The sequence below is a fragment of the Desulfobulbaceae bacterium genome, from assembly GCA_013792005.1.
Classification (GTDB): domain Bacteria; phylum Desulfobacterota; class Desulfobulbia; order Desulfobulbales; family VMSU01; genus VMSU01.
Genome location: VMSU01000248.1, coordinates 24,670 through 45,543, shown reverse-complemented (window position 1 = coordinate 45,543; position 20,874 = coordinate 24,670). Strand labels below are relative to the sequence as shown.

The following is a 20,874-nucleotide window of genomic DNA, read 5'->3' as shown; positions in this document are numbered from 1 at the left end:
CCTTATTATGATTAAAAATAAAGTAACGGATCAAGAATTAAGAGATAAACTCCAGCCGCTACATAGTCTCTCGGTAAATGGAAAACGGTCCGCAACTCTGGCAGACCGGCATGACTTCGACCCGATTGATATTGACATGGGGCGGTTGAGTCGCCAGCCAATATACAATCCCCGCAATGTCCTTGCCGGTCAAAGGCTCTGTCCCCTGATAGGCTGCTGCCGCCTTTTCCGCATCTCCTCCAAAACGAATCACCGAGAATTCAGTCTCGGCCAGACCAGGTTCAATATTGGAGACCCTGATTCGAGTGCCAAGCAGATCGGTGCGCAGGTTATGGGAGAACTGCTTGACAAAGGCCTTGGTGGCGCCATAGACGTTGCCCCCGGCATAGGGCCAGTTACCGGCAACCGAACCCATATTTATTATATGTCCCTTGTTTCTCGCCACCATGCCGGGAAGAAGAAACCTCGTGCAGTAGACAAGTCCCTTAATATTAGTGTCGATCATCGCCTCCCACTGATCAAGATCAGCCTCGTGAGCTGGCCCAAGCCCCAAAGCCAAACCGGCGTTATTCACCAGGACATCAACCGCCTGGAACTCCGGTGGCAAAGCGGCGATATCTCGCCTCACCGCTTCCCGGTCTCGGATATCCTGCTCAATGATATGGCAATCAACCGGCAGCTCTGCCTGCAAAACACGAAGACGCTCACCTCGTCTTCCCGTGAGAACAAGCCGCCAACCATGGCTGGCAAAAAGCCTGGCGCTGGCATCACCGAAACCTGATGTCGCTCCGGTAATAAACGCTGTCTGCTTCATGGCATCACCTCAGCTCCGCTGAAACCACTTCTCGATATCATATTTTGAAAACCGTTTCACCACCGGTCGACCATGAGGACAGTGAGAGAATATCCCGGCGAGATGCATCTGGTCAAGTAGATGCTGTACTTCTCGATCAACCAGTCGGTGCCCAGCCTTGATCGCTGCCTTGCACGCCATCCCGGCAAGAATTTCTTCCAGCCGTCCCGATCCGTGGCCTGAAACCGACACCTCAACATAACGGCCTAGAATCCCGCGAAAAATTTCAACAGGAGACAGATGGCCCAGGGCCGCCGGCACCGCCTTGACCACTACAGTATCACCGCCGAAGGACTGAACATCCAGTCCCAGTCGCAAAAATTCAGCCCCATATTCATCAAGAGCCTGAATCTCTGCCGGAACCAGCTCAATCATGGCTGGGAACATCAGAATCTGACTAGGCATCGTCGAGGCGGCATAATGCCGTTTCATCTCCTCAAAGATCAGCCGCTCCTGAACTGCATGCTGGTCAATGGCAATCAGACCATCCTCGACCTCACACAGAAGATAGGTGCCGAGAAGCTGACCAAGATACCGCACCGGAGGCCTGACCTCATCGGCATCGACAGTGTGGCCAAGAACGCCCCTCTCCTCATCTTGTCCCGGCATTGGCGGCTCGCAGAGAGGAGCAGACGGCTGCTCCCCCTGCAACTCCGTCTCGAATTTAACCGAACTGCTCACCCCAAACGGCAAGGGCTGAGGCTCACAGGCCTCAAAAAGCGCTCCTCCCTCCTCTGGTACCCAGGCGGACTCAACCACCCCCATCGCCACAGGAGCTTGGAGTTGATCACTCCTCGTTAACGGCAGCTCCTCGCGTCGAAAGTCTCCATCCGGGGGGACACCTCCTCTGTCAGCGCCAAGAGTCTTCGGTGCCTGAAACAAGAGCCCAGCCTGCACATCCTTCCTCGGCTGGCCAAAGATCTCTCCTTTTAACCGTTCCTGGTAGGCTTCCATGCTCTGCCACACCGCCGCCACAATCTTGTTGTGGACCAGATTCCCTTCGCTGAAACGGACTTCCTGCTTAGTCGGGTGGACATTGACATCTACCGCCTCCGGTGGCAACGTGACATGAATCACTCCGGCCGGGCGACCACCCTTCATCAAAAACCCTTGCATCCCCTCAGCTACGGCGTGGGTGATCATCCGATCTTTAATATAACGACCATTGACAAAGGTCCACAGCCTACCGGCCCGCCCACCAGCCAACCCTGGCGGCACCAAATGCCCTGCGACCTGAATATCAGTTCGAGCATTCACTTCGCTGCCAACAAGAGCAATAAGTCCGGGGCACTCCCCCAGCACCTGCCTGACGCGTCGTTCCGGCAACTCATCCCCCGCAGGCAAATCGATCACATCTCGGCCATTCACCTGATACTTAAATCCAGTCTGATAACGAACCAGGGCATAGGAACGGATCACCTCGTCGATATGAGCAAGTTCGGTGTTGGCAGACTTTAAAAATTTTCGGCGTGCAGGGACATTGGCGAAGAGATCGGCAACCTCAATCACTGTCCCTTGAGCACAGCCCATCTCATGTACCGCATAAACGGACCCAAAACGGACATCGACCCGACAACCCAAAACCGCATCTGCCGTTCTGGTGGTGATCGAGACTCTGGCAACTGAAGCGATACTGGGGATAGCCTCACCCCGAAAACCTAAGGTCTGAAGCCGGACCAAGTCATCGGAAGACCGCAATTTACTGGTCGCATGCCGCTCCAGGCACAACAAGGCATCGTCAGAATCCATACCGCTGCCATTATCAATAATCCGCACCATCCTGGTGCCTGCCCCTTCAACCTGGATCGAAATCTGGGTCGCCCCGGCATCAATCGCATTCTCCACCAACTCCTTGACCACCGAGGCCGGACGTTCCACAACCTCGCCCGCGGCAATCTGGTTGGCCAGGTTTTCTGTCAGAATTCTAATCCGGGACATTGGTAATGATCACCAGGCACAGTTACTGGACAGACTTTGTATCTTCCAAGAACAAGAGAATATTGTCTTTAATCCAATGATCGTCCCACCACTCGACGGGAGTGACAAAAACCCCGTTAACCAACATGGAAAAATGGAGATGATCGCCACCAGCCATACCCGAGGTCCCTGAGAGACCAATCAGATCACCGGTCTTGACCATATCTCCGACTTTGCTCCGAATATCACTTAAGTGTCCGTACAGGCTAAAAAGCCCCTGGCCATGGTCAATGATGATCATATTCCCGTAAATTCCCAGATAATCGGCATAAACCACCTTGCCATTATTCGCCGCCAAAATATCAGACTGTTGACGGTCGGCCAAGTCAACTCCAAGATGAACTTGTGAATCTACCTGTTTGTCCTGATAGGTATAGGTCCGGTAATTGGCAAAACCTGCCATGGGGGCGCTCTCCATACGTAAAAAGCGTCCCTCCCAATGACGAATGGCATCAGTATGACGACACACCTCTACGATCGTCTCGGTGTTGCGTTTCCTGACTTCATTATTAATAAAAAGATATTGTTCAATGGGGGTTCCTTTCATCTCTGGATAGTGCTCGGCAAACTCAGGGAGCTTGGCATTAAGAAAACCATCAGTCACCGCGATATTCCCCACACTCTTACGAACCGAACGAAAACGGAGCGACAGAGTTTGCATGGTCTGGTTGCCGGCGCCGTCCTTGGCATAAACCTTTGCCTCTTTAATAGACTCAGCGTCATAAGGAAGTGCAACAAATGCGGCAGACACCCCATCCTTACGCGTCGGGACCGAAAAACCCGGGTGAGTGATCCCGTCAATAACAACACCATGATCGAAAATCTCTTCATTTGCCCCATAGACAATGACACCAGAACCACCGGGCTTGATCCCGTTAGGAATACCGACCACCCGAATCCTGGGGGGCTTGGTATCGAACTCAGTCGAAAAAACCTCCTGAGTCAAGTTGCCCCGAGCCCACTGCCACCAAGAGAGATCGTGGACTGTGACCACTAGTTCGGCCGGGCCATCGCTCACCCCCAAGGCCTCGGTATCAACTTCAATGGTCTCCTGCAAGGAGGGCACTCCTCGGCTTAACACACTAGCACGTCCGAGTTGACGCTCAACCACAAGCGCCTCCTTCTTTCCCTGCCGGATAACAACTCTTACCTCACGCAGACCACTCCGCTGATCGCTGACCGTTACGACAACCTTCGATTTCTGACCAAGATGCTTCACCTCGGTTTCAAGTTTGACAGTCGGTCGTTCCCACTCAAAAAGGCGAATTCCGACAAATACCATCAAAAACAAAACAAAAATCGCAACGGCCAACGGGACAACCCACCCAATCTTGACACGCCCGGCACTCTTAACCTTACCCCTTATTCTTCGCTCACTCGGATCACCCACACCAACCTCCTTAAATCCTTACGTCCCGCTCCTGCGGAAACCATTTCATCATTACCAATCGCCCATAAAAGGGACTCGGATCTTACCATGTTCAGCGTGAAAATTACAGGGAGAAACTCGACACAACTGAATTAGAGGTACATAAACCCCACCTCGATTATGCCCTGCGTGACAATAACGGACATTGCAAACCAGGGTCTTACCGTGGCAGAGTCTTGACAGTAACTCAATCTAACTCTATATCATCACCCATGGAAACATTTGATGTGATCATCATCGGCGCCGGCCCCGGAGGCCTCCGCTGTGCAACCGTTCTCGCCAGTCACGGCCTAACCGTACTCGTTCTTGAACGAAAAGAGACCATCGGCACAAAAATCTGTGCCGGCGGAATCCCCTACCACGCCTTGCGCGAACTGAACATTCCCACCGAACTCCATGAAGCAAATTTTTCGGATCAGCTGGTCATAACCCCTTGGCAGCAGGCACGGCTCCGCTTTGCCGAACCAATAATAACCACCGTCAACCGCGAACGTCTTGGTGCCTGGCAGGCAGCAGAGGCGCGCCTGGCAGGAGTCACGATCCGCAAGAATACCACTGCGCTCTCGATCAATAACTACTTTATTAATACCACCTCGGGACGGGTTACCTTCCGTCGTGCCCTGGTCGGGGCAGACGGCAGCGCATCAATGGTACGCCGGCATTTACGCATAGGGACTAGCCAGATAGGAGCTGGCATCAACTATCAAATCCCCGGCCAATGGCCGGACATGGAGTGGCACCTTGATAAAATGCGCTTTGCCAGCGGCTACGCCTGGATTTTTCCCCACCGCGATACCACCTCGATCGGGGCCTACGCTGACCGCAACGACCTCTCCGCCGCCACTCTCAACAACCGGTTGCTGGCCTGGGCCAAGGACCATGATATCAACCTTAATGGCCTCCAGGCACAAGCTGCAACTATCAACTTTGATTACCGGGGTTGGAACTTCAATCCCATCTTTTTGGTTGGCGATGCCGCAGGACTGGCATCCGGCTTCACCGGTGAGGGCATTTATCCTGCCATCCTCTCCGGGGAAACGGTGGCACAGGCCATCGTAAACCCGAAGCGCCAGCCGGCCAGACTCAACCAACTGCTTGCGCGGCAACAGACCCACAACCGCCTGCAAAAGTTCTATACCGGCAATAAAGTGGTTTGCCAAATTAGCCTGGAGATGCTAGTCTTAGCGCTTCGGATGAAACTGATAGGGTTTGATGTTCTAGAAATGTATTAGCCCCCACGCGCCTTCCCCCAACACCAAGAAGAAGGCAATAACCTAGGGATTGCAGCACAAGGTAACTCCAATGAAATATGACAAAAACAAAACATGGTTATACAATTCGCTGTTTCTTCTCGGAGGGGCGGGAATCCTTCTTTTTCTCTGGAACGCCCCTGCCGAAAAAACACACAAACTTCCAGTGGATGACATCCACCTGAAATTTCAACGCATGGAAAAAAAGGCGGCTGAAAAATTCTGCGAAGAGTGCCATAACCCTCAAGGTGTCGCCCCCCTGCCAGAAAAACATCCCCCCAAGTACCGATGCCTTTTCTGTCATAAGCAACAAAAAAAGTAATCGGCATGCTTTGCCGTTCATACTTCCATAACAGATTAAAGAAACCAACTCCTTCCATATATGCGTGTATTCAGGTTACAACATATCTCGGCAATCCCACCAGGGTAACATATGCCAAGCGCTACTGTAACCCAGACAATCCATCTGCCTACCCTGGAAGCCACGGCCCGCTTGGGCCACAGCCTGGGTGAAAGCGCCGAACCCGGCGCCATCATCACCCTCGCAGGCGACTTGGGGGCCGGAAAAACCACCCTGACTCAATCGATTGGCAAAGGACTCGCAGTGCCTGACGACTGCTATATTACCAGCCCCACCTTCAGCCTACTCCATGAATATCCGGGGCGAATCCCCCTCTACCATATGGACCTGTACCGCCTGAGTTGCCAGGAAATCATTGATCTTGGCTTTGAAGATTATCTCTACGGAGAGGGCCTGTCGGTCGTGGAGTGGCCGGACCGACTGAATGAAATAATGCCGCGTGACCGCCTGGAAATCACCCTTGAATTTACTTCAGAGACAACGCGTACGGCGCACCTTACCTGGCATGGCAAGATGAAATCACGAGCTACAGCTTTCGATATAACCGAATAAACCGAAATGGCCTGAACATACACTCTAACAAAAAAGATCTCTCCGACAACGACGAGGTCCAAACTCTTTACCTGTACAGAGTCAATTCCTGCCATTTCACACCTCACTTTTCATGGACTGATGAATTTAATACTTGTAATCCTGTCAGCAATTTCCTACAAAATAAGAATAAGAAAAATCATTTTTTAACACTCAACACCTGGGAGGGAGATTCTTTTATGCGCAGAGTTCTTTTATTAGCTTTATCCATGCTTCTCACAGTCGGCGCAGGCCCGCTACTGGCCTCAACCGCCGCCACTGAGACCTTGAACCTGACCGCCCATGGCGTAGGAATCGCCTCGCTAGTCATCTTCGTTGTTGCTTATCTGCTAGTCATGGCTGAAGAATTTACCCATATGCGTAAATCAAAACCGGTCCTCCTGGCCGCCGGTCTGATCTGGGGGATGATCGCCTACATCTATTCCACCCACGGTTTCAACCACGCAGCTGAGATTGCGGTGCGTCACAACATCCTTGAGTATGCCGAACTCTTTCTCTTTCTCTTAGTCGCCATGACGTACATCAACGCCATGGAAGAGCGGCTGGTCTTTGAGACTTTACGCGCCAGACTGGTCAGCGCCGGCTATTCGTTCAGGAAACTCTTCTGGATCACCGGCCTGCTCGCCTTTTTCATCTCGCCCGTGGCCGACAATCTCACCACCGCTCTGCTGATGTGCGCCGTGGTCATGGCCATTGCCCGGGACAACCCAAAATTTGTGGGTTTAGCCAGTATCAACATAGTCATTGCCGCCAATGCCGGCGGGGCCTTCAGTCCTTTTGGAGACATCACCACCCTCATGGTCTGGCAAAAAGGCATCGTTTCCTTCTGGACTTTTTTCACCCTCTTCATTCCTGCCGCCGTCAACTGGCTCATTCCCGCTCTGATCATGAGCTTTGCGGTCCCTAACATTCACCCGACTCCTAACGATCAAGTCGTCACCATCAAGCGGGGTGGCCTTGTTGTCATTGCCCTTTTTCTTGCCACCATCGTCACCGCTGTCTGTTTCCACAACTTTTTACATCTCCCACCCATGCTTGGCATGATGACCGGCCTCTCCTATCTCAAATTGTTTGGCTTTTATCTCAAAAAGACCCACAAGAAAGAAGGGGAACAACGAAAAAGACGAAAGGGTGATGCCGACGAAGAACTTGGTGACACGGTGGCTTTTGATGTCTTCAGATCTATCGCCCGAGCAGAATGGGACACCCTGATGTTCTTTTACGGTGTTATCCTCTGTGTCGGCGGACTTGGCTTTATCGGCTACCTTGGCATGGCCTCACACACCATGTACACCGGCTGGGGTGCGACGTATGCCAATATCATGGTCGGCATCTTATCCGCCATTGTCGATAACATCCCCGTAATGTTTGCCGTATTGACTATGAAACCTGAGATGTCTCAAGGCCAGTGGCTTCTAGTTACATTAACCGCGGGCGTCGGCGGCAGTATGCTCTCCATCGGTTCCGCCGCTGGTGTGGCCCTGATGGGACAGGCTCGAGGCATGTACACCTTTTTTGGTCATCTTAAATGGACCCCGGTGATTGCCCTTGGATACGCAGCCAGCATCTACGTCCACTTTCTTGTCAATGCCAGCCGCTTTTAATGGAAGAGGTCTCCGATAGGCTTCTAATAAGCCCTAGAGGCCATCAGAATATTAAGAATAAATGTAACTACTCAGCTTCCCAACCGGGATGCCGCCGGTATTTATTATGAAAGATACAAATCGTCAGAAAATGTATCGATTTCATTTAGATATAGATATCGATAAATGATTTGTAACTTAAGAAGGTTGTCGGATTACGGTTGACAGTTGACGGTGATTAAGGTCCTGCCAATGGCTGAGGACACACTGACATTGAGTATCATGCGATGATCTATGACTAACCATGATTCTTTTAACCGTAAACCGACAACTGACTACCGTTAACCTGTGTGGTTACTAACAAATAACCGGCATTATGCCACAGCAGCGGGAACCCAAAAAGCGTGACAACTAACTACCTCCCTTCAAACTTCTAGATAACGGATTAAGAAAGATGGATATCGCTACCGTCATAGGTGTTGTCTTTGGCTCCGTAATCCTGGCAGCGGCTATCGTGCTGGGAGGAAAAGTCAGTCTCTTTATTGACATCCCCTCAATTTTCATTGTTGGAGGGGGCATCATTGCCACTGCCTTTATCCGCTTCAGCATGTCCGATGTCATCAATGCGGTCAAAGTATCTCTCAATGCCTTTTTCATTAAGGCGAGCATTCCCCACGAAGTAATCAAGGAAATCATCAACCTCGCCAATATCGCTCGAAAGAATGGCATCATTGTTCTCGAAAAGGAGCCCATCAAAGATCCTTTTCTGAAAAAAGCGATCATGTACTGCGTGGACGGACACGACGCGGATTTCATCGAAGAAGTGTTACGAAAAGAGGTGAACCTGGCGATGGAACGCCATGAGGTCGGGGTGTCTCTGTTTAAAAGCATGGGTGATTCAGGCCCGGCGTTTGGCATGATCGGCACCCTGGTCGGATTGGTGCAGATGCTGGCCAACATGAGCGATGCCGCCTCTGTTGGCCCGGCCATGGCGGTTGCCCTGCTGACCACCATGTACGGCGCAGTAGCGGCAAACCTGTTCTTCATCCCCCTTGGTGACAAACTCGGTCTTCGCAGTCAAGAGGAGGAGCGAACCGGCAAACTCATTATTGAAGGTGTTCTTGGGATTCAAAAAGGCCTGAATCCAAGACTGATGGAGGAATTTCTGGAAACCTTTCTCCCCCCCAAAGATCGCAAGTCAGGCGAGAAGTAGTTGATAATTCTTGGTGAGATAAGGAGATAGTAATGGCTGAAGATCCACCAAAACAAAAAAAATGCCCGGCAGGTGCGCCCCTCTGGATGTGCACCTTTGCCGACATGATGTCGCTGTTGCTGTGCTTTTTCATCATCCTTCTCTCCTTCTCCAACATGGATGAGCCCAGTTTTGTAAAACTGAGCGGAACCATGAAAGATGCTTTCGGAGCACAGAAAAAAAAGCAGATCACAGAAAGTTCCGGCGAGTTGATGATTTCTCCTAGTTTCGAGTCAGTTCCCTTTGATCCACGAATAGAACTTGAGGAAATTATTGAACAATTTGCTCCAGCCAACCAGGTTGAACTTGCCGAGACCTCCGAAGGCATGGTCATCCGGATTAAGGAACAACTGGCGTTTGATTCCGGCAAGGCCGAGATCAAACCGCAGTTTGTCGAGCTTTTGGACAAGATTGGTAAATTTGTTCTCACTTCAGAAGCCGAGACCAAAGTGAACGGCCATACCGACAACGTCATCCCCCAGGCAAACACCGGCTTTAAAAACAACTGGGAACTCTCTTCTGCGCGGGCTGTGACTGTGGTTGAGTACTGGCAAAAGAAATTTACCATCCCTTCGGGGCAACTTATTGCAGCAGGGCTTGCTGATGGCAAACCCATTATCAGCAACATAACAGAAGAGGGAAGAGCAAAAAACCGGCGGGTGGAATTTATCATCAAGCTCGCCAAGGATGGCAAGGCTTTTTCCGGAATCGAAGAACTTACGAAATAACACTCCAGCACTATGTAACCATAGCGCCACATACCACAGCTGAGCGGGTAGTTACTTTTTGTATTTAATGGATAGGATGGAGTCGCATGTACGAGGCTGTAAATCGCAGAAAATCGGTTCGTTTCACAGACAGAGTACTCTTGTCCGTCAATCCCGTGCCCCCAGAAAAGCTTCAAACCATCACTGAAGATTTTCATAACGGGATTTCGGTATACAGCCAGGAAGAACTTGTGGAAATCCAGATGTTTATTGGCGCCCAGAGTTCACTGGCCAAGCTGCGGGAAAAAAACGAAGATCTCGCCGATTTTTTGCAACACCTTGACAACAAGATGAGCCTGCTGCTACGCCAATTTCAATCTAACAAGAGCCCACTGGATGACCTGATCATGCAGAAAGCCAACCTCAGCGCCGACGGTATCGCATACAACAGCGTAACACCTGCCAAGATCGGCGACACCCTGGAAATCCATATTGTGTTCCTTCCAGGCTATAGTTATGTCTACTGCTTCGGCAAGGTGGTATCCTGCAATACCATTGCAGTCGATGAAACAGAGAATAACAATCAATACAAGATTGCCCTCGAATACACACTACTCATGGAAGATGATCGAGAAAAAATCATCCAGCACAATTTCAAGCAGCAAAACCTGGCGTTACGTAACCGACGATTGACCTCCTGATCCGTAAACGTTCCGCAGCACTGTGAACGTTTACAGTTCCGGGGTTACCTGTAGTTTCGGTGCCCCAGGTGAACGGTCACCCTGATCCCAACACGCATCGATTATTCGATACGACATAACTACACAGGTGAACGGTAATCAGTTATCGGTTTACGGTTAAAAGAATCATGGTTTGTCATAAATCATCGCATGATACTCAATGTCAGTGTGTTCTCAACCATTGGCAGGACCCAATCACCGTCAACTGTCAACCGTAAACCGACAACCTGAGCAGTTACGATACGACAATCTATACTCGATCAAACCATCCACAAAAAAAGGCCCGGAGTTTTTGCTCCTGGCCTTTTTTTGTGGGTATAAAAAATCCACCCGGTTATCAATAGCGACAAATAATTTCACCGCCAGGGGAATTATTAAATCATCAATTCCCCATGACGATTACAGGCTTGAGGTCTTGTCAGTAGTGCCGCCAGGCGCGGGTTTTTGCTCCATATTGCCGCATCGAGGACCACACCCAGCCTTATCGCAACCAGGTTTTACCCCATCGCATCCGTCACAGAAAGCAGCAGCCTTTTCCTGCTGCTCTGGGGTCAGCAGAGCAAAAATCTGGCCTTTAATCCGAATCCGGGAAACCATCATCTCACCCATCAACCGCCCCTGTTCCTCGGCTAAGCCAGCAATTTTGGCCTCATCCATCTCACCGCTACGCGATGCTTCCATGAGCTGCCGCTTGCCTTCGGCAATCTTTTCCATCAACGGGCCATGATTCTCTTGCTCCGCTGTCACCACTGCCTCAATCTCCTGACGCTGACTCTCGCTCAACTCAAGAGCATCGGCCATCCTACCAAAGTGTTCTAAACAGCCACCCTCTTCTCTACAATTCATTTGAGTACGGCACCCATGTTTCTCGGCCTCAAGCTGCTGATTACGGCATCCCATACCCATAGGCCCGGCCTGAACTGAATATCCTCCCGCTAACAATGCTGCCAGTACCGCGCTTACTGCAATAATCTTTCGTTTCATGATTCTTTCTCCTTATTGTGAAAAATCTTAAATTACAGGGAACACCCCCGCTCACTACCCTCTACTTAAACTAGCTCATCAGCTTACGTAAGTAACCTCACAGCAAGTATAGCCTCGATTTCCGTCATCAATAAGTCACTCACTGTACCCACCGAACATTTCATTTAATTCTCCTCCAGTTGGATGGAATGTCTGTTCACCCCTTGTAACAGACACGATACCAGAACAATGTGAACAAATTAGGGAGGAAATAAGGAAATAAAACTCTCGAGAGAAAAAACACTGCCTTGAATAAGAGGCTATGCTAAAAATCAAGTAATCACTCAGTAAACTCAATACCCATAGCTCACTGGAACCAAATAATTCTAATGTAGTTGATCCCAGACATCGCATACAAGGCGCCCCCATGAAGATTGGAATAAGCCATCGCCTATTTTTGGCAATCTTAGCAGCAGCAGCCCTCTCGGTCACCGCCATGTTTGGCATCATGCAATGGAGCATTGATCGGGGATTCCTACGCTATGTCAACAACCTGGAGCAGATGCAACTCAACCTGATTGCCGACGAACTGGAAGCAGATTACGCCCAAGAAGGTTCCTGGGATTTTGTGCGCAACGACCGCGGTTACTGGCGTAGGCTGCTGATGACAACCATGCCGACCCTGGAGTGCCCCCCGCAAGGCCCACCGCCACCGTCCCAAAATCCAATCCTGGGTCAGGACTGCGCCATTGACCGTCACCATGGCAGTCCCTCGATGCAGGAGAGCCGTCACTTTGTCATGCGCCTGCTGGTTCGCGACACCCTCAAAAACACTCTGATTGGTCCTAATCTGATTCCCCCTCAAACCATTCTCCTCCCCTTGCACTTCCAAGGAAAGACCATCGGGCATCTCGGGTTGCTCCCCTTAGCCGATCTCACTGAGACCCAAGAACTCCGTTTCCTCAAAGAGCAAAAGCTCACTCTTGGCCTGGTGGCCCTGACCGTGGTATTAGTGGCGGCAGCACTTGCCTTCCCGCTGGCTGGCCGCCTGGTTCGACCCATCAAAACACTTACCCTTGCCGCCAGAAAGATGGCGGCCGGAGAGTTCACCACCCGGGTTGAAGTCACCTCATCTGACGAACTTGGCCAGCTCGCCCAAGACTTCAACCTCCTCGCCCTGACCCTTGATAAAAATGAAAAAACCCGGAGACAGTGGGTAGCGGACATCTCCCATGAGTTGAGAACACCGCTTGCCGTCCTGCGGGCTGAGATTGAAGCGCTTCAGGATGGTGTCCGCCCCACCACCCAAGACTCCATCCGCTCCCTGCACGGAGAAGTCCTGCGCCTAAATCGGCTGGTTGACGACCTCTATCAATTGTCATTGTCGGACCTAGGCGGACTCACGTATCGCAAAGAGCCAGTAAACCTTGCAGACATCGTCCACGATGCCCTATCCGTCTACCGGTTCAAATTTAACGATAAAGGCATTACGCTCACCCCCCTGCCGTCCATCAATCAAAAAATACGCGTGTTTGGCGACCCGGAACGACTGCAACAACTGTTCGCCAACCTCCTAGACAATAGCGTAAAATATACCGACAGCGGTGGCTCCCTTGCTATCAGCCTGACTCAGCAAGACGGCAAAGCGGTGATCGACTTTCAAGACAGCGCCCCGGGGGTATCGGAGTCAAAACTTGACCGACTCTTCGAAAGACTCTACCGGGTCGAATCATCTCGTAACCGCAAAGAGGGAGGCGCAGGCTTAGGGCTTGCCATCTGCAAAAATATTGTTGAAGGCCATGCCGGAGCCATCACCGCACAACCATCACCTCTTGGCGGGGTGTGGATCAGAATAACGCTGCCTTTAGGAGGTTTTTCATGACGAAAAACACCATACTGATCGTCGAGGATGAAGAAAAACTTGCTTCCGTTGTCGGCGACTATCTACGCCAAGCCGGATTCGATCCACACTGGATCACCAACGGCTTAGCCGTCGTAGAGTGGGTCAGGGAGCACCTGCCAACACTTATTCTGCTCGATCTGATGCTACCAGGACGGGACGGGATGGAGATCTGCAAAGAGATCAGAACGTTCTCCACCGTACCCATTATCATGGTCACAGCCAGAGTCGAGGAGATCGACCGGCTCCTCGGCTTTGAATTCGGCGCTGACGACTATATCTGTAAACCCTTCAGCCCCAGAGAATTAGTGGCCCGAGTCAAGGCTATACTGCGCCGGGAAAATCAAGGCCAGACCAAATCACCTTCAGGCCTGATCTTAGACGAAACCCGTTATCTGGCCACTGTCAACGGCCAAGCGCTCGATCTTACTGCCGTCGAATTCCGGCTCCTGCAGATCCTCGTTGCCAGCCCAGGAAGGATCTTCGGTCGCCAACAACTCATGGATCGAATCTACCAAGACCAACGAATCGTCAGCGACCGTACCATCGACAGCCACATCAAAAAACTCCGCAAGAAGATTGCTGCCGTGTTGTCCGGTCAGGAGATCATCCACTCCGTCTATGGCGTTGGTTACAAGTATGAACAGGACAGTGATTGATTACTTGCGGACACTGCTGTTATTGGTCTTCCGGAAAGTAATTGACTTCCATATCTACTCCGACTACCTTTTTTTTTACAATTTACTCGACCAAGCACTACCTGCCCAGAAGCTGATGCCAAAGGGCTGAACCTGAACCAGACAGCCTTGCCTGTGGTGGGTGATGACAGAGAACACAACACAATTTTATCTCCTCACCCAGGGACTCGCCCTACTGACCCTGATCGCAGTTCTGGTGCTGGGGCTACTCCCTGCCCTGCTCAGCGGATTTCTCATCTATTACCTGGTCAAATCGGGCGGGCGAATCTTCAGCCAAGGAAATATTTCTCAGACCAAGGGAAGGTTCATGGCGCTCTCCCTGCTCACCTTGGTGCTGGTGTCCATTTTGACGCTGGGAGTAACCGCTTCCGCCTCGTACTTTACCGATGGCCAAGGCAGTCTTGTCATTCTCTTCAGGAGAATGGCCGACATCGTCGCCAAAGGACGAGATTATCTCCCGGACTGGATCAGACAATACCTCCCGGCTAATTTACAGGAGTGGCAGGTCGCCACCGCGGGATGGCTGCGCGAGAATGCCGGCCGATTCAGCGTCTTTGGGCAAGAGGTCGGCATTTTCCTGGTTCATATCTTTATCGGTATGATTATCGGCGGTCTGATAGCGCTTAATCCCGGGTTCCAAGAAACCAGAGGCCCCTTGGCCCATGCGCTGGCCGAACGAGTTTCGTTCCTGGGCACCGCTTTTCGACGAATCGTCTTCTCGCAAATCAGGATATCGGCCCTCAATACCGTGTTGACCGCCTTTTTTATCGCCATCATCCTCCCAATGGCAGGCTATCCGCTGCCATTGACCAAAACCATGATTGCAGTCACTTTTATCGTCGGCCTGCTCCCTATAATCGGAAATCTGATATCCAATACCGTAATTACTCTCATTGCCTTAAGCGTCGCGCCGATTGCCGCATTTGTCTCACTTCTTTTTCTGGTCATAATTCACAAACTCGAATATTTCATCAACGCCCACATCATCGGCACTCGGATTAAAGCCCAAGCCTGGGAATTGTTGATCATCATGCTGGTTATGGAGTCAGTCTTTGGAATACCTGGCGTTGTCGCGGCTCCAATCTATTATGCCTACCTCAAAGACGAACTATCGGCCCAGAAACTGATCTGACCATAGGCCGTGGCAGACACCAAGGAAAGGAACCGATCATGTCCAATCGAACATCTCTCAATGACAGACACTTCGATACAGCAAAAACCATCCTCCCGGCAATTTTAACCGTTCTGCTCTTTGTCGTCGCCTGTTTCGGGATACTGCTCCCTGCCTTCCAGCAAGGTCTCTTCAATAAGGAAAAGGACTCTTCTAAAAACCTGGCCCAAGTGGCCATCAGTATCCTCGCCCATTACGATGAGATGACACAATCGGCGCATATGCCCCTTGCAACCGCTCAAAATCAAGCAATTCAGCTCATCAGAAACTTACGCTACGGCCCCGAGGACAAGAACTATTTCTGGATCAATGACTTAACCCCAACAATGGTAATGCACCCATACCGTCCCGATTTAGAAGGACACAATGTCGGTCAATTTCTCGACCCCGAAGGAATCCCTCTCTTTATTAATTTTGTCCGTATCACCCAAGAAAAAGGGTCGGGTTACGTTCCTTATGTTTGGCAACACCATGACAACCAACAACAGCTTAAACACAAACTATCATATGTCGAATTGTTCGCCCCTTGGGGTTGGATTGTCGGCACCGGTGTTTACCTCGACGATGCCGCCAGAGAAGTGGCCAATGTTACTAAAAAGATTATCTCCCTCACCAGTATCATCCTGGCAGGCTTGGCACTGCTTTCAGCCTACATGATCAGGCACGGAATGCGAGTAGAGGGAAAAAAGAGAAAAGCTGAGGGAAAATTGCGTGAACATGAAGAGCACCTTGAGGAACTGATCAAGATACGGACCCGTGATCTCGAAAAAGCGCTAACCGAGGTGAAAAAGCTAAGCGGCTTTCTGCCAATCTGTGCCTCCTGCAAAAAAATCCGCGACGACGGTGGCTACTGGCAACAAGTAGAGATCTACATCCGGGATCACTCTGAGGCACAGTTCAGCCATGGAATCTGCCCGGACTGTATCAAAAAATTGTATCCCGAGTTCGCGGAATAAGACGCGTTGAACCCAAGCGATGCCATCCCGTTACTTTTTGCTTAGCCATCGGCTACCTTTTTACGAGACTATCACCTTTCAGGTAATTCTTACTAGGTCGACACGCATGATAAATAGCCGATGGCACATATTTTACTCTTAATAAATCATTAAGTTTCTCAGAAGAATGATTGACTCCCAAGAGGAATATAGTTATTGTTCCAATATCATTGAATAATCCATTGATGCCTATGGGTACAGTAAAATTAATGTTTAGGAGAGTGATATGAAAATGAGATCAAAAATGATGTTATTGTTGGTCGCTTTCGGACTGACCGCCTGCGGGAGCAAGTATCCTCCGCCAGATTCACAGATCTCCTTGGCGAACTCAGCAATCAGTAAGGCAGAAAGCGCCGGGGCATACGAAGCAGCGCCAGTCGAGCTCAAGGCAGCTCGAGAAAAAATCAATGAGGCAAAACGCCTGATGCAGTTGGAAGACAACCTCTCCGCCCAACGAGTAGCAGAGCAAGCCATCGTTGATGCAAACCTTGCAGAGGCAAAAGCACGGACTGCCAAAAGCCATAAGGCCGTCAATGAAGTCAAAGAGAGTATCCGTACCCTGCAAGAAGAAATTGACAGAAAGTCCGTTCGCTGATTCTGCAAAACCAAGAAACTAAGGAGACCAGTATATCATGAAAAGGAGCAAGTCATACCATCGCTTAATGTTGGCGTCATGCGGCCTTGCCGTTCTCCTGATGAGCGGCTGTGCCACAACCAAAGAAAACGTTGCCTTAACCAATGCACGCGAGACCTTCAACAATGCGCAGAGCAATCCAGATGTCAATAGATATGCTCCCTTGGAGCTTCAGGATGCGAAACGTGCTATAGAACAAGCCGAAAACAGTTTGACAGCTGGTGAGCAGAACGCTCAAATCGAACATCTGGCCTACCTGGCAAAGCAAAAGGCCGCCATCGCCAGTGAAGTTGCCGCCATGAAAAAAACCGACAAAGAGCTGGAGTCCGCCAGTGCAGACCGGAACAAAGCCCTGCTGGTCGGCCGAACAAGAGAAGCGGAGCACTCCTTCAACAAGGCTGAAATAGCCAGACAGGAAGCTGAGAATCAACGAAAGGAAGCCGAAAATCAGCGTCTAGCCGCCGAGGAGGCGTTAAAAGAAGCTCAACAAAAATCCCTCGAAGCCGAACAGGCCCGACAGGAAGCGGCGGCGGCAGAGGCTAGGGCAAAGAAACTGGAGGCAGAGGTTGCAGACTTACAGGCAAAAAAGACAGAGCGTGGACTTGTCCTGACACTGGGAGATGTCCTGTTCGACACTGGCAAGAGCGATCTTAAGACCGGAGCATATACAACCATCGAAAAACTGACGACATTCTTGAAGGAATATCCGAGCCGAAAGATTCAGATTGAAGGGTTTACCGACAGCGTTGGCGCTGACGAATACAACCTTGGCCTCTCAATGCACCGCGCGGAGGCCGTTCGAAATGCCTTGAACGGTCGAGGAATAGAACTTGATCGTATCCTCTATCGCGGTTACGGTGAAATGTACCCAATTGCCAGCAATGATTCAGCGGTAGGGCGTCAATTGAATCGACGCGTAGAGATTATCATCTCAGACGAAAATGGAGTGATTCCGGCACGTAACCGGTAACCCAACACTCTGTATTTTTGTTTTTCTTTCTACGCCCGGTGGATTTTTATTTTCACCGGGCGTTTTTCATTACAACACAGATGTAATTATCCAACTCATCAAAGACCGGTATTCCTTTCAGTAGTAGTTGGATCTCCCTCTATCCAATACATGATTTCACCTCACCTACCTATCTCTCCGGACTTGATTTGCCGAATCACTTCGACCAATTTAGCGCGGACAATCGGCTTGGTCAAAAAATCATTCATTCCTGCACCCTTAGCCTCATCCGCATCTTCCTTGCGGGCGTGGGCACTTAAACCGACAATCGGCACCGGCGACAACCTTTCTTTTAAGCCCAGATAGGAATTACGCTCCTCACAAGCCTCCAGCGCCCTGATCCGCCTGGTCGCCTCCATGCCATCCATATTCGGCATCTGCAAGTCCATCAAAATGAGATCAAATTCCTGTACCTGTAAAGCCTCGAGGGCCTTGACACCATCACCAGCCACCACCACCTCACACCCCTCGCGCTTGATCAGTATTGTCGCAAGCTTCTGGTTCACCACATTATCCTCAACCAGCAAGATTCGAAGCACGACGCCATCGGACAGCTCTTGCGGCGCCACCGCGCCCTGTTTCGCCACAGTCTGTTCGGCCACAACAAAGGGGAGTACAAAGCCAAAGATACTGCCCACCCCCACCTCGCTGCACAACGTGACGTTACCTCCCATCAAGCCCACAAGCTGACAGGTAATGGCAAGCCCCAGACCTGTCCCTCCATAATTGCGGGTAATAGAGCCATCGGCCTGAGTAAATTTCTCAAAAATAGCCGACTGCTTGTCGAAAGGGATGCCAATCCCGGTGTCAAACACCAGAAACCGCACCTTCACCTGCTCCTGCGCCTGCACGAGAGAGATTACAATCGCCACCTCTCCCTCTTTGGTGAATTTCATCGCGTTTCCAGCCAGGTTGATCAGCACCTGCTTCAACCGATGTCCATCCCCTATGAGATTAGCAGGGACATCCTCTCCAATCTCATAACGGAAGGCAACCCCTTTGTCTCGCGAGGACTTCGCAAACATCGCGGAGACGTTTTTAATAATATCGGGCAGAGAGAACAGCTCTTGGGAAATGTCGAGCTTACCTGCCTCGATCTTTGAAAAGTCAAGGATATCATTAATCAGACTCAGCAGCCCGTCTCCAGACTGCTTAATGGTCAAGGCATAATCGGCCTGCTCCGGGTTAAGTTGCGACTCGGAAAGGAGTGCAGAAAAACCAATAATCGCGTTCATCGGAGTTCGCAGCTCATGACTCATATTAGCGAGGAACTCACTCTTCAAACGACTCGCCTCTTTCAGCTCTTCATTGGCCTTCCGGAGATCAACTGTCCTCTGGGCGATCTCGGCCTCCAGATTACTGGCGTAATTGCGATCTTTTTCCTGAAGCTGGAGATACTGCCGATGGTTGTTTTCCACCAATTCGAAATGCTGGGCCTTCATTGCCCCAATCTGCTTGCTCAACTGCTGGTTTTCGATATCCATGGCCTCGGCGGCCCTCAGAGCTTGGACTTGACCTACTGCCGCCCGCACCACCTCAGCAACGAACGGATCATCAACATAAGAGGCCATCGTCTCCGGCAACCAGCAGAACAGCACCGCGTCCAACTCATCAATTACTACCGGACAAACCCGTTCAACCCCCTGAGCATCCGGGAATTTTCCATGTTGGCGCAGATGATCCAAAACCTCAGAACTGACTCCGACTCGAGGCGTTGTCTCTCTCCCGGCGCAAAAAACCTTCCCTCCATCCTTGTGAAGCTGAAAATAGGTAGTCGGCAGCGCGACGGCCAAGTGCTCCATGAATCGAAGTTCACGGGCATCCTTGTCCTCAAGCTCCTCGAAAATTCCATCCAAATCAACATCAAGCATGGCATTCATGGCTCAGGGGAATAAAGACTCTTGGCCCGCTCCATCTCCTTCGGTAAATCCCGGACAATCACCTTATAATTATCCATCATCGATTTCACGTGGGGGACCAGGTGTGCTGGCAAGGGTTCTACCCGATCAGAAAGAACAGAAAATTTCATCTTGCCGGCAATATACTCCGACAATTGAACAATACCGCAGACTGACGATGGCTCAGGTTTTTTTCCCATATTATGATGATCGCGAATGGCGATCAAGACATCAGGGGGCATCTTCCACTCCTTGGCCAGCTTGTACCCCACATCGGCGTGATCAGTGCCAATCACCTCTCGCTCACAGGCAATAAAGCTATTTTTTCCTGGCTGATACCGTCGGCATGCCTCCCTCAGTTCATTACCAGCAACCTGATCCTCGGCAATGTAACCGATATCATGAATAATCCCGGCTAGAAACAGATCTTCCCGCGCATCACCAAAGATACGTTTGCCGATCATATCGCAGAGGATGGCAACGGTAGCGCTATGCAGCCAGAGATGCTGGCGGGAGAAACCGTCATTGCCCTCATCGTGAAACATGCCACGCAAGCCCTCAACCGCTACCAGATTACGAAGATTTTTCATCCCCACCATCACTACTGCTTTGGCGATTGAGTCCACTCTGCCAGACAGCCCAAAATATGGGCTGTTAACCAATTTGAGGAGGCGAGACACCAGAACCGGGTCCATCTGAATAATCTCTTCAAAGTCCCGCATGGTACTATTGTCATCATTGACCATCTGGGTCACCCGGATAGCCACGTGAGGCAACGTCTTAGAAGTATTGAATTTATCGATTATTTGTTCAGAGGTGAACATCTTTACGCCCTGTTCCGGCTATGGTGGCCCGAGGAATCT

At 50.7% G+C, this 20,874-nt stretch carries 19 protein-coding genes; 13 read left to right on the top strand and 6 right to left on the bottom strand.

The window, feature by feature from the left end; all coding sequences use genetic code 11:
* Positions 1-58: 58 nt before the first annotated feature.
* The 3 genes from FP815_16320 to FP815_16310 are packed head-to-tail and all read right to left on the bottom strand — an operon-like array spanning position 59 to position 4,220.
* Entirely contained in the window at positions 59-814 is a 756-nt protein-coding gene (locus FP815_16320; GenBank protein MBA3016493.1) for an SDR family oxidoreductase, read from the bottom strand.
* Between the two features lie 9 nt (positions 815-823).
* Complete coding sequence (gene mutL, locus FP815_16315; GenBank protein MBA3016492.1) at positions 824-2,791, bottom strand: DNA mismatch repair endonuclease MutL; 1,968 nt, start codon at positions 2,789-2,791, stop codon at positions 824-826.
* A 22-nt stretch (positions 2,792-2,813) separates the two neighbouring features.
* Entirely contained in the window at positions 2,814-4,220 is a 1,407-nt protein-coding gene (locus FP815_16310; protein MBA3016491.1) for a M23 family metallopeptidase, read from the bottom strand.
* 251 nt (positions 4,221-4,471) lie between these two features.
* Between FP815_16310 and FP815_16305 the strand changes: the two genes are divergently transcribed.
* From FP815_16305 to FP815_16275, 7 genes are all read left to right on the top strand, one after another.
* Entirely contained in the window at positions 4,472-5,491 is a 1,020-nt protein-coding gene (locus tag FP815_16305) for an NAD(P)/FAD-dependent oxidoreductase (GenBank protein ID MBA3016490.1), read from the top strand.
* 70 nt (positions 5,492-5,561) lie between these two features.
* Positions 5,562-5,831: a hypothetical protein gene (locus FP815_16300; GenBank protein MBA3016489.1), complete on the top strand. Its 270-nt coding sequence runs from the start codon at positions 5,562-5,564 to the stop codon at positions 5,829-5,831.
* Between the two features lie 111 nt (positions 5,832-5,942).
* Positions 5,943-6,422, top strand: a complete 480-nt coding sequence (gene tsaE, locus FP815_16295) for a tRNA (adenosine(37)-N6)-threonylcarbamoyltransferase complex ATPase subunit type 1 TsaE (protein MBA3016488.1) — start codon at positions 5,943-5,945, stop codon at positions 6,420-6,422.
* A gap of 218 nt (positions 6,423-6,640) precedes the next feature.
* Entirely contained in the window at positions 6,641-8,065 is a 1,425-nt protein-coding gene (locus tag FP815_16290; protein MBA3016487.1) for a sodium:proton antiporter, read from the top strand.
* Positions 8,066-8,498: 433 nt separating this feature from the next.
* Positions 8,499-9,257, top strand: a complete 759-nt coding sequence (locus tag FP815_16285) for a flagellar motor protein PomA (protein ID MBA3016486.1) — start codon at positions 8,499-8,501, stop codon at positions 9,255-9,257.
* Between the two features lie 32 nt (positions 9,258-9,289).
* Positions 9,290-10,024, top strand: coding sequence for an OmpA family protein (locus tag FP815_16280; protein MBA3016485.1), 735 nt, complete (start codon positions 9,290-9,292; stop codon positions 10,022-10,024).
* 86 nt (positions 10,025-10,110) lie between these two features.
* A complete protein-coding gene (locus FP815_16275) occupies positions 10,111-10,704 on the top strand; it encodes a PilZ domain-containing protein (protein MBA3016484.1) in 594 nt (197 codons plus the stop codon).
* A gap of 438 nt (positions 10,705-11,142) precedes the next feature.
* Here FP815_16275 and FP815_16270 read toward each other — a convergent pair whose 3' ends face one another.
* A complete protein-coding gene (locus tag FP815_16270; protein ID MBA3016483.1) occupies positions 11,143-11,727 on the bottom strand; it encodes a hypothetical protein in 585 nt (194 codons plus the stop codon).
* A gap of 406 nt (positions 11,728-12,133) precedes the next feature.
* Here FP815_16270 and FP815_16265 point away from each other — a divergent pair, with 406 nt between their 5' ends.
* The 6 genes from FP815_16265 to FP815_16240 all read left to right on the top strand — a co-directional run bounded on the left by FP815_16265 (position 12,134) and on the right by FP815_16240 (position 18,074).
* On the top strand, positions 12,134-13,588 hold the full coding sequence (locus FP815_16265) for a HAMP domain-containing protein (GenBank protein MBA3016482.1): 1,455 nt from the start codon (positions 12,134-12,136) through the stop codon (positions 13,586-13,588).
* Positions 13,585-14,265 carry a response regulator gene (locus FP815_16260; GenBank protein ID MBA3016481.1) on the top strand — a complete coding sequence of 227 codons (681 nt, stop codon included), beginning with the start codon at positions 13,585-13,587 and terminating at the stop codon, positions 14,263-14,265. The genes FP815_16265 and FP815_16260 overlap by 4 nt, the downstream gene beginning before the upstream one ends.
* Before the next feature lie 163 nt (positions 14,266-14,428).
* The gene (locus tag FP815_16255) at positions 14,429-15,436 is read left to right on the top strand and encodes a hypothetical protein (protein ID MBA3016480.1); all 1,008 of its coding nucleotides are present in this window, start codon (positions 14,429-14,431) and stop codon (positions 15,434-15,436) included.
* A gap of 38 nt (positions 15,437-15,474) precedes the next feature.
* The gene (locus FP815_16250) at positions 15,475-16,431 is read left to right on the top strand and encodes a hypothetical protein (GenBank protein MBA3016479.1); all 957 of its coding nucleotides are present in this window, start codon (positions 15,475-15,477) and stop codon (positions 16,429-16,431) included.
* Between the two features lie 265 nt (positions 16,432-16,696).
* Positions 16,697-17,065, top strand: coding sequence for a DUF4398 domain-containing protein (locus tag FP815_16245; protein ID MBA3016478.1), 369 nt, complete (start codon positions 16,697-16,699; stop codon positions 17,063-17,065).
* A gap of 37 nt (positions 17,066-17,102) precedes the next feature.
* The gene (locus tag FP815_16240; GenBank protein ID MBA3016477.1) at positions 17,103-18,074 is read left to right on the top strand and encodes an OmpA family protein; all 972 of its coding nucleotides are present in this window, start codon (positions 17,103-17,105) and stop codon (positions 18,072-18,074) included.
* 161 nt (positions 18,075-18,235) lie between these two features.
* Here FP815_16240 and FP815_16235 read toward each other — a convergent pair whose 3' ends face one another.
* Together FP815_16235 and FP815_16230 are read right to left on the bottom strand one after the other, a co-directional pair.
* A complete protein-coding gene (locus FP815_16235) occupies positions 18,236-19,993 on the bottom strand; it encodes a response regulator (GenBank protein MBA3016476.1) in 1,758 nt (585 codons plus the stop codon).
* Positions 19,990-20,835 carry an HDOD domain-containing protein gene (locus tag FP815_16230; GenBank protein MBA3016475.1) on the bottom strand — a complete coding sequence of 282 codons (846 nt, stop codon included), beginning with the start codon at positions 20,833-20,835 and terminating at the stop codon, positions 19,990-19,992. The genes FP815_16235 and FP815_16230 overlap by 4 nt, the downstream gene beginning before the upstream one ends.
* Positions 20,836-20,874 lie beyond the last annotated feature (39 nt).

Coding starts and splice junctions, on each gene's coding strand:
- FP815_16320 (MBA3016493.1), bottom strand. CDS start 814: ATGAAGCAGACAGCGTTTATTACCGGAGCGACATCAGGTTTCGGTGAT.
- mutL (MBA3016492.1), bottom strand. CDS start 2,791: ATGTCCCGGATTAGAATTCTGACAGAAAACCTGGCCAACCAGATTGCC.
- FP815_16305 (MBA3016490.1), top strand. CDS start 4,472: ATGGAAACATTTGATGTGATCATCATCGGCGCCGGCCCCGGAGGCCTC.
- FP815_16300 (MBA3016489.1), top strand. CDS start 5,562: ATGAAATATGACAAAAACAAAACATGGTTATACAATTCGCTGTTTCTT.
- tsaE (MBA3016488.1), top strand. CDS start 5,943: ATGCCAAGCGCTACTGTAACCCAGACAATCCATCTGCCTACCCTGGAA.
- FP815_16290 (MBA3016487.1), top strand. CDS start 6,641: ATGCGCAGAGTTCTTTTATTAGCTTTATCCATGCTTCTCACAGTCGGC.
- FP815_16285 (MBA3016486.1), top strand. CDS start 8,499: ATGGATATCGCTACCGTCATAGGTGTTGTCTTTGGCTCCGTAATCCTG.
- FP815_16280 (MBA3016485.1), top strand. CDS start 9,290: ATGGCTGAAGATCCACCAAAACAAAAAAAATGCCCGGCAGGTGCGCCC.
- FP815_16275 (MBA3016484.1), top strand. CDS start 10,111: ATGTACGAGGCTGTAAATCGCAGAAAATCGGTTCGTTTCACAGACAGA.
- FP815_16270 (MBA3016483.1), bottom strand. CDS start 11,727: ATGAAACGAAAGATTATTGCAGTAAGCGCGGTACTGGCAGCATTGTTA.
- FP815_16265 (MBA3016482.1), top strand. CDS start 12,134: ATGAAGATTGGAATAAGCCATCGCCTATTTTTGGCAATCTTAGCAGCA.
- FP815_16260 (MBA3016481.1), top strand. CDS start 13,585: ATGACGAAAAACACCATACTGATCGTCGAGGATGAAGAAAAACTTGCT.
- FP815_16255 (MBA3016480.1), top strand. CDS start 14,429: ATGACAGAGAACACAACACAATTTTATCTCCTCACCCAGGGACTCGCC.
- FP815_16250 (MBA3016479.1), top strand. CDS start 15,475: ATGTCCAATCGAACATCTCTCAATGACAGACACTTCGATACAGCAAAA.
- FP815_16245 (MBA3016478.1), top strand. CDS start 16,697: ATGAAAATGAGATCAAAAATGATGTTATTGTTGGTCGCTTTCGGACTG.
- FP815_16240 (MBA3016477.1), top strand. CDS start 17,103: ATGAAAAGGAGCAAGTCATACCATCGCTTAATGTTGGCGTCATGCGGC.
- FP815_16235 (MBA3016476.1), bottom strand. CDS start 19,993: ATGAATGCCATGCTTGATGTTGATTTGGATGGAATTTTCGAGGAGCTT.
- FP815_16230 (MBA3016475.1), bottom strand. CDS start 20,835: ATGTTCACCTCTGAACAAATAATCGATAAATTCAATACTTCTAAGACG.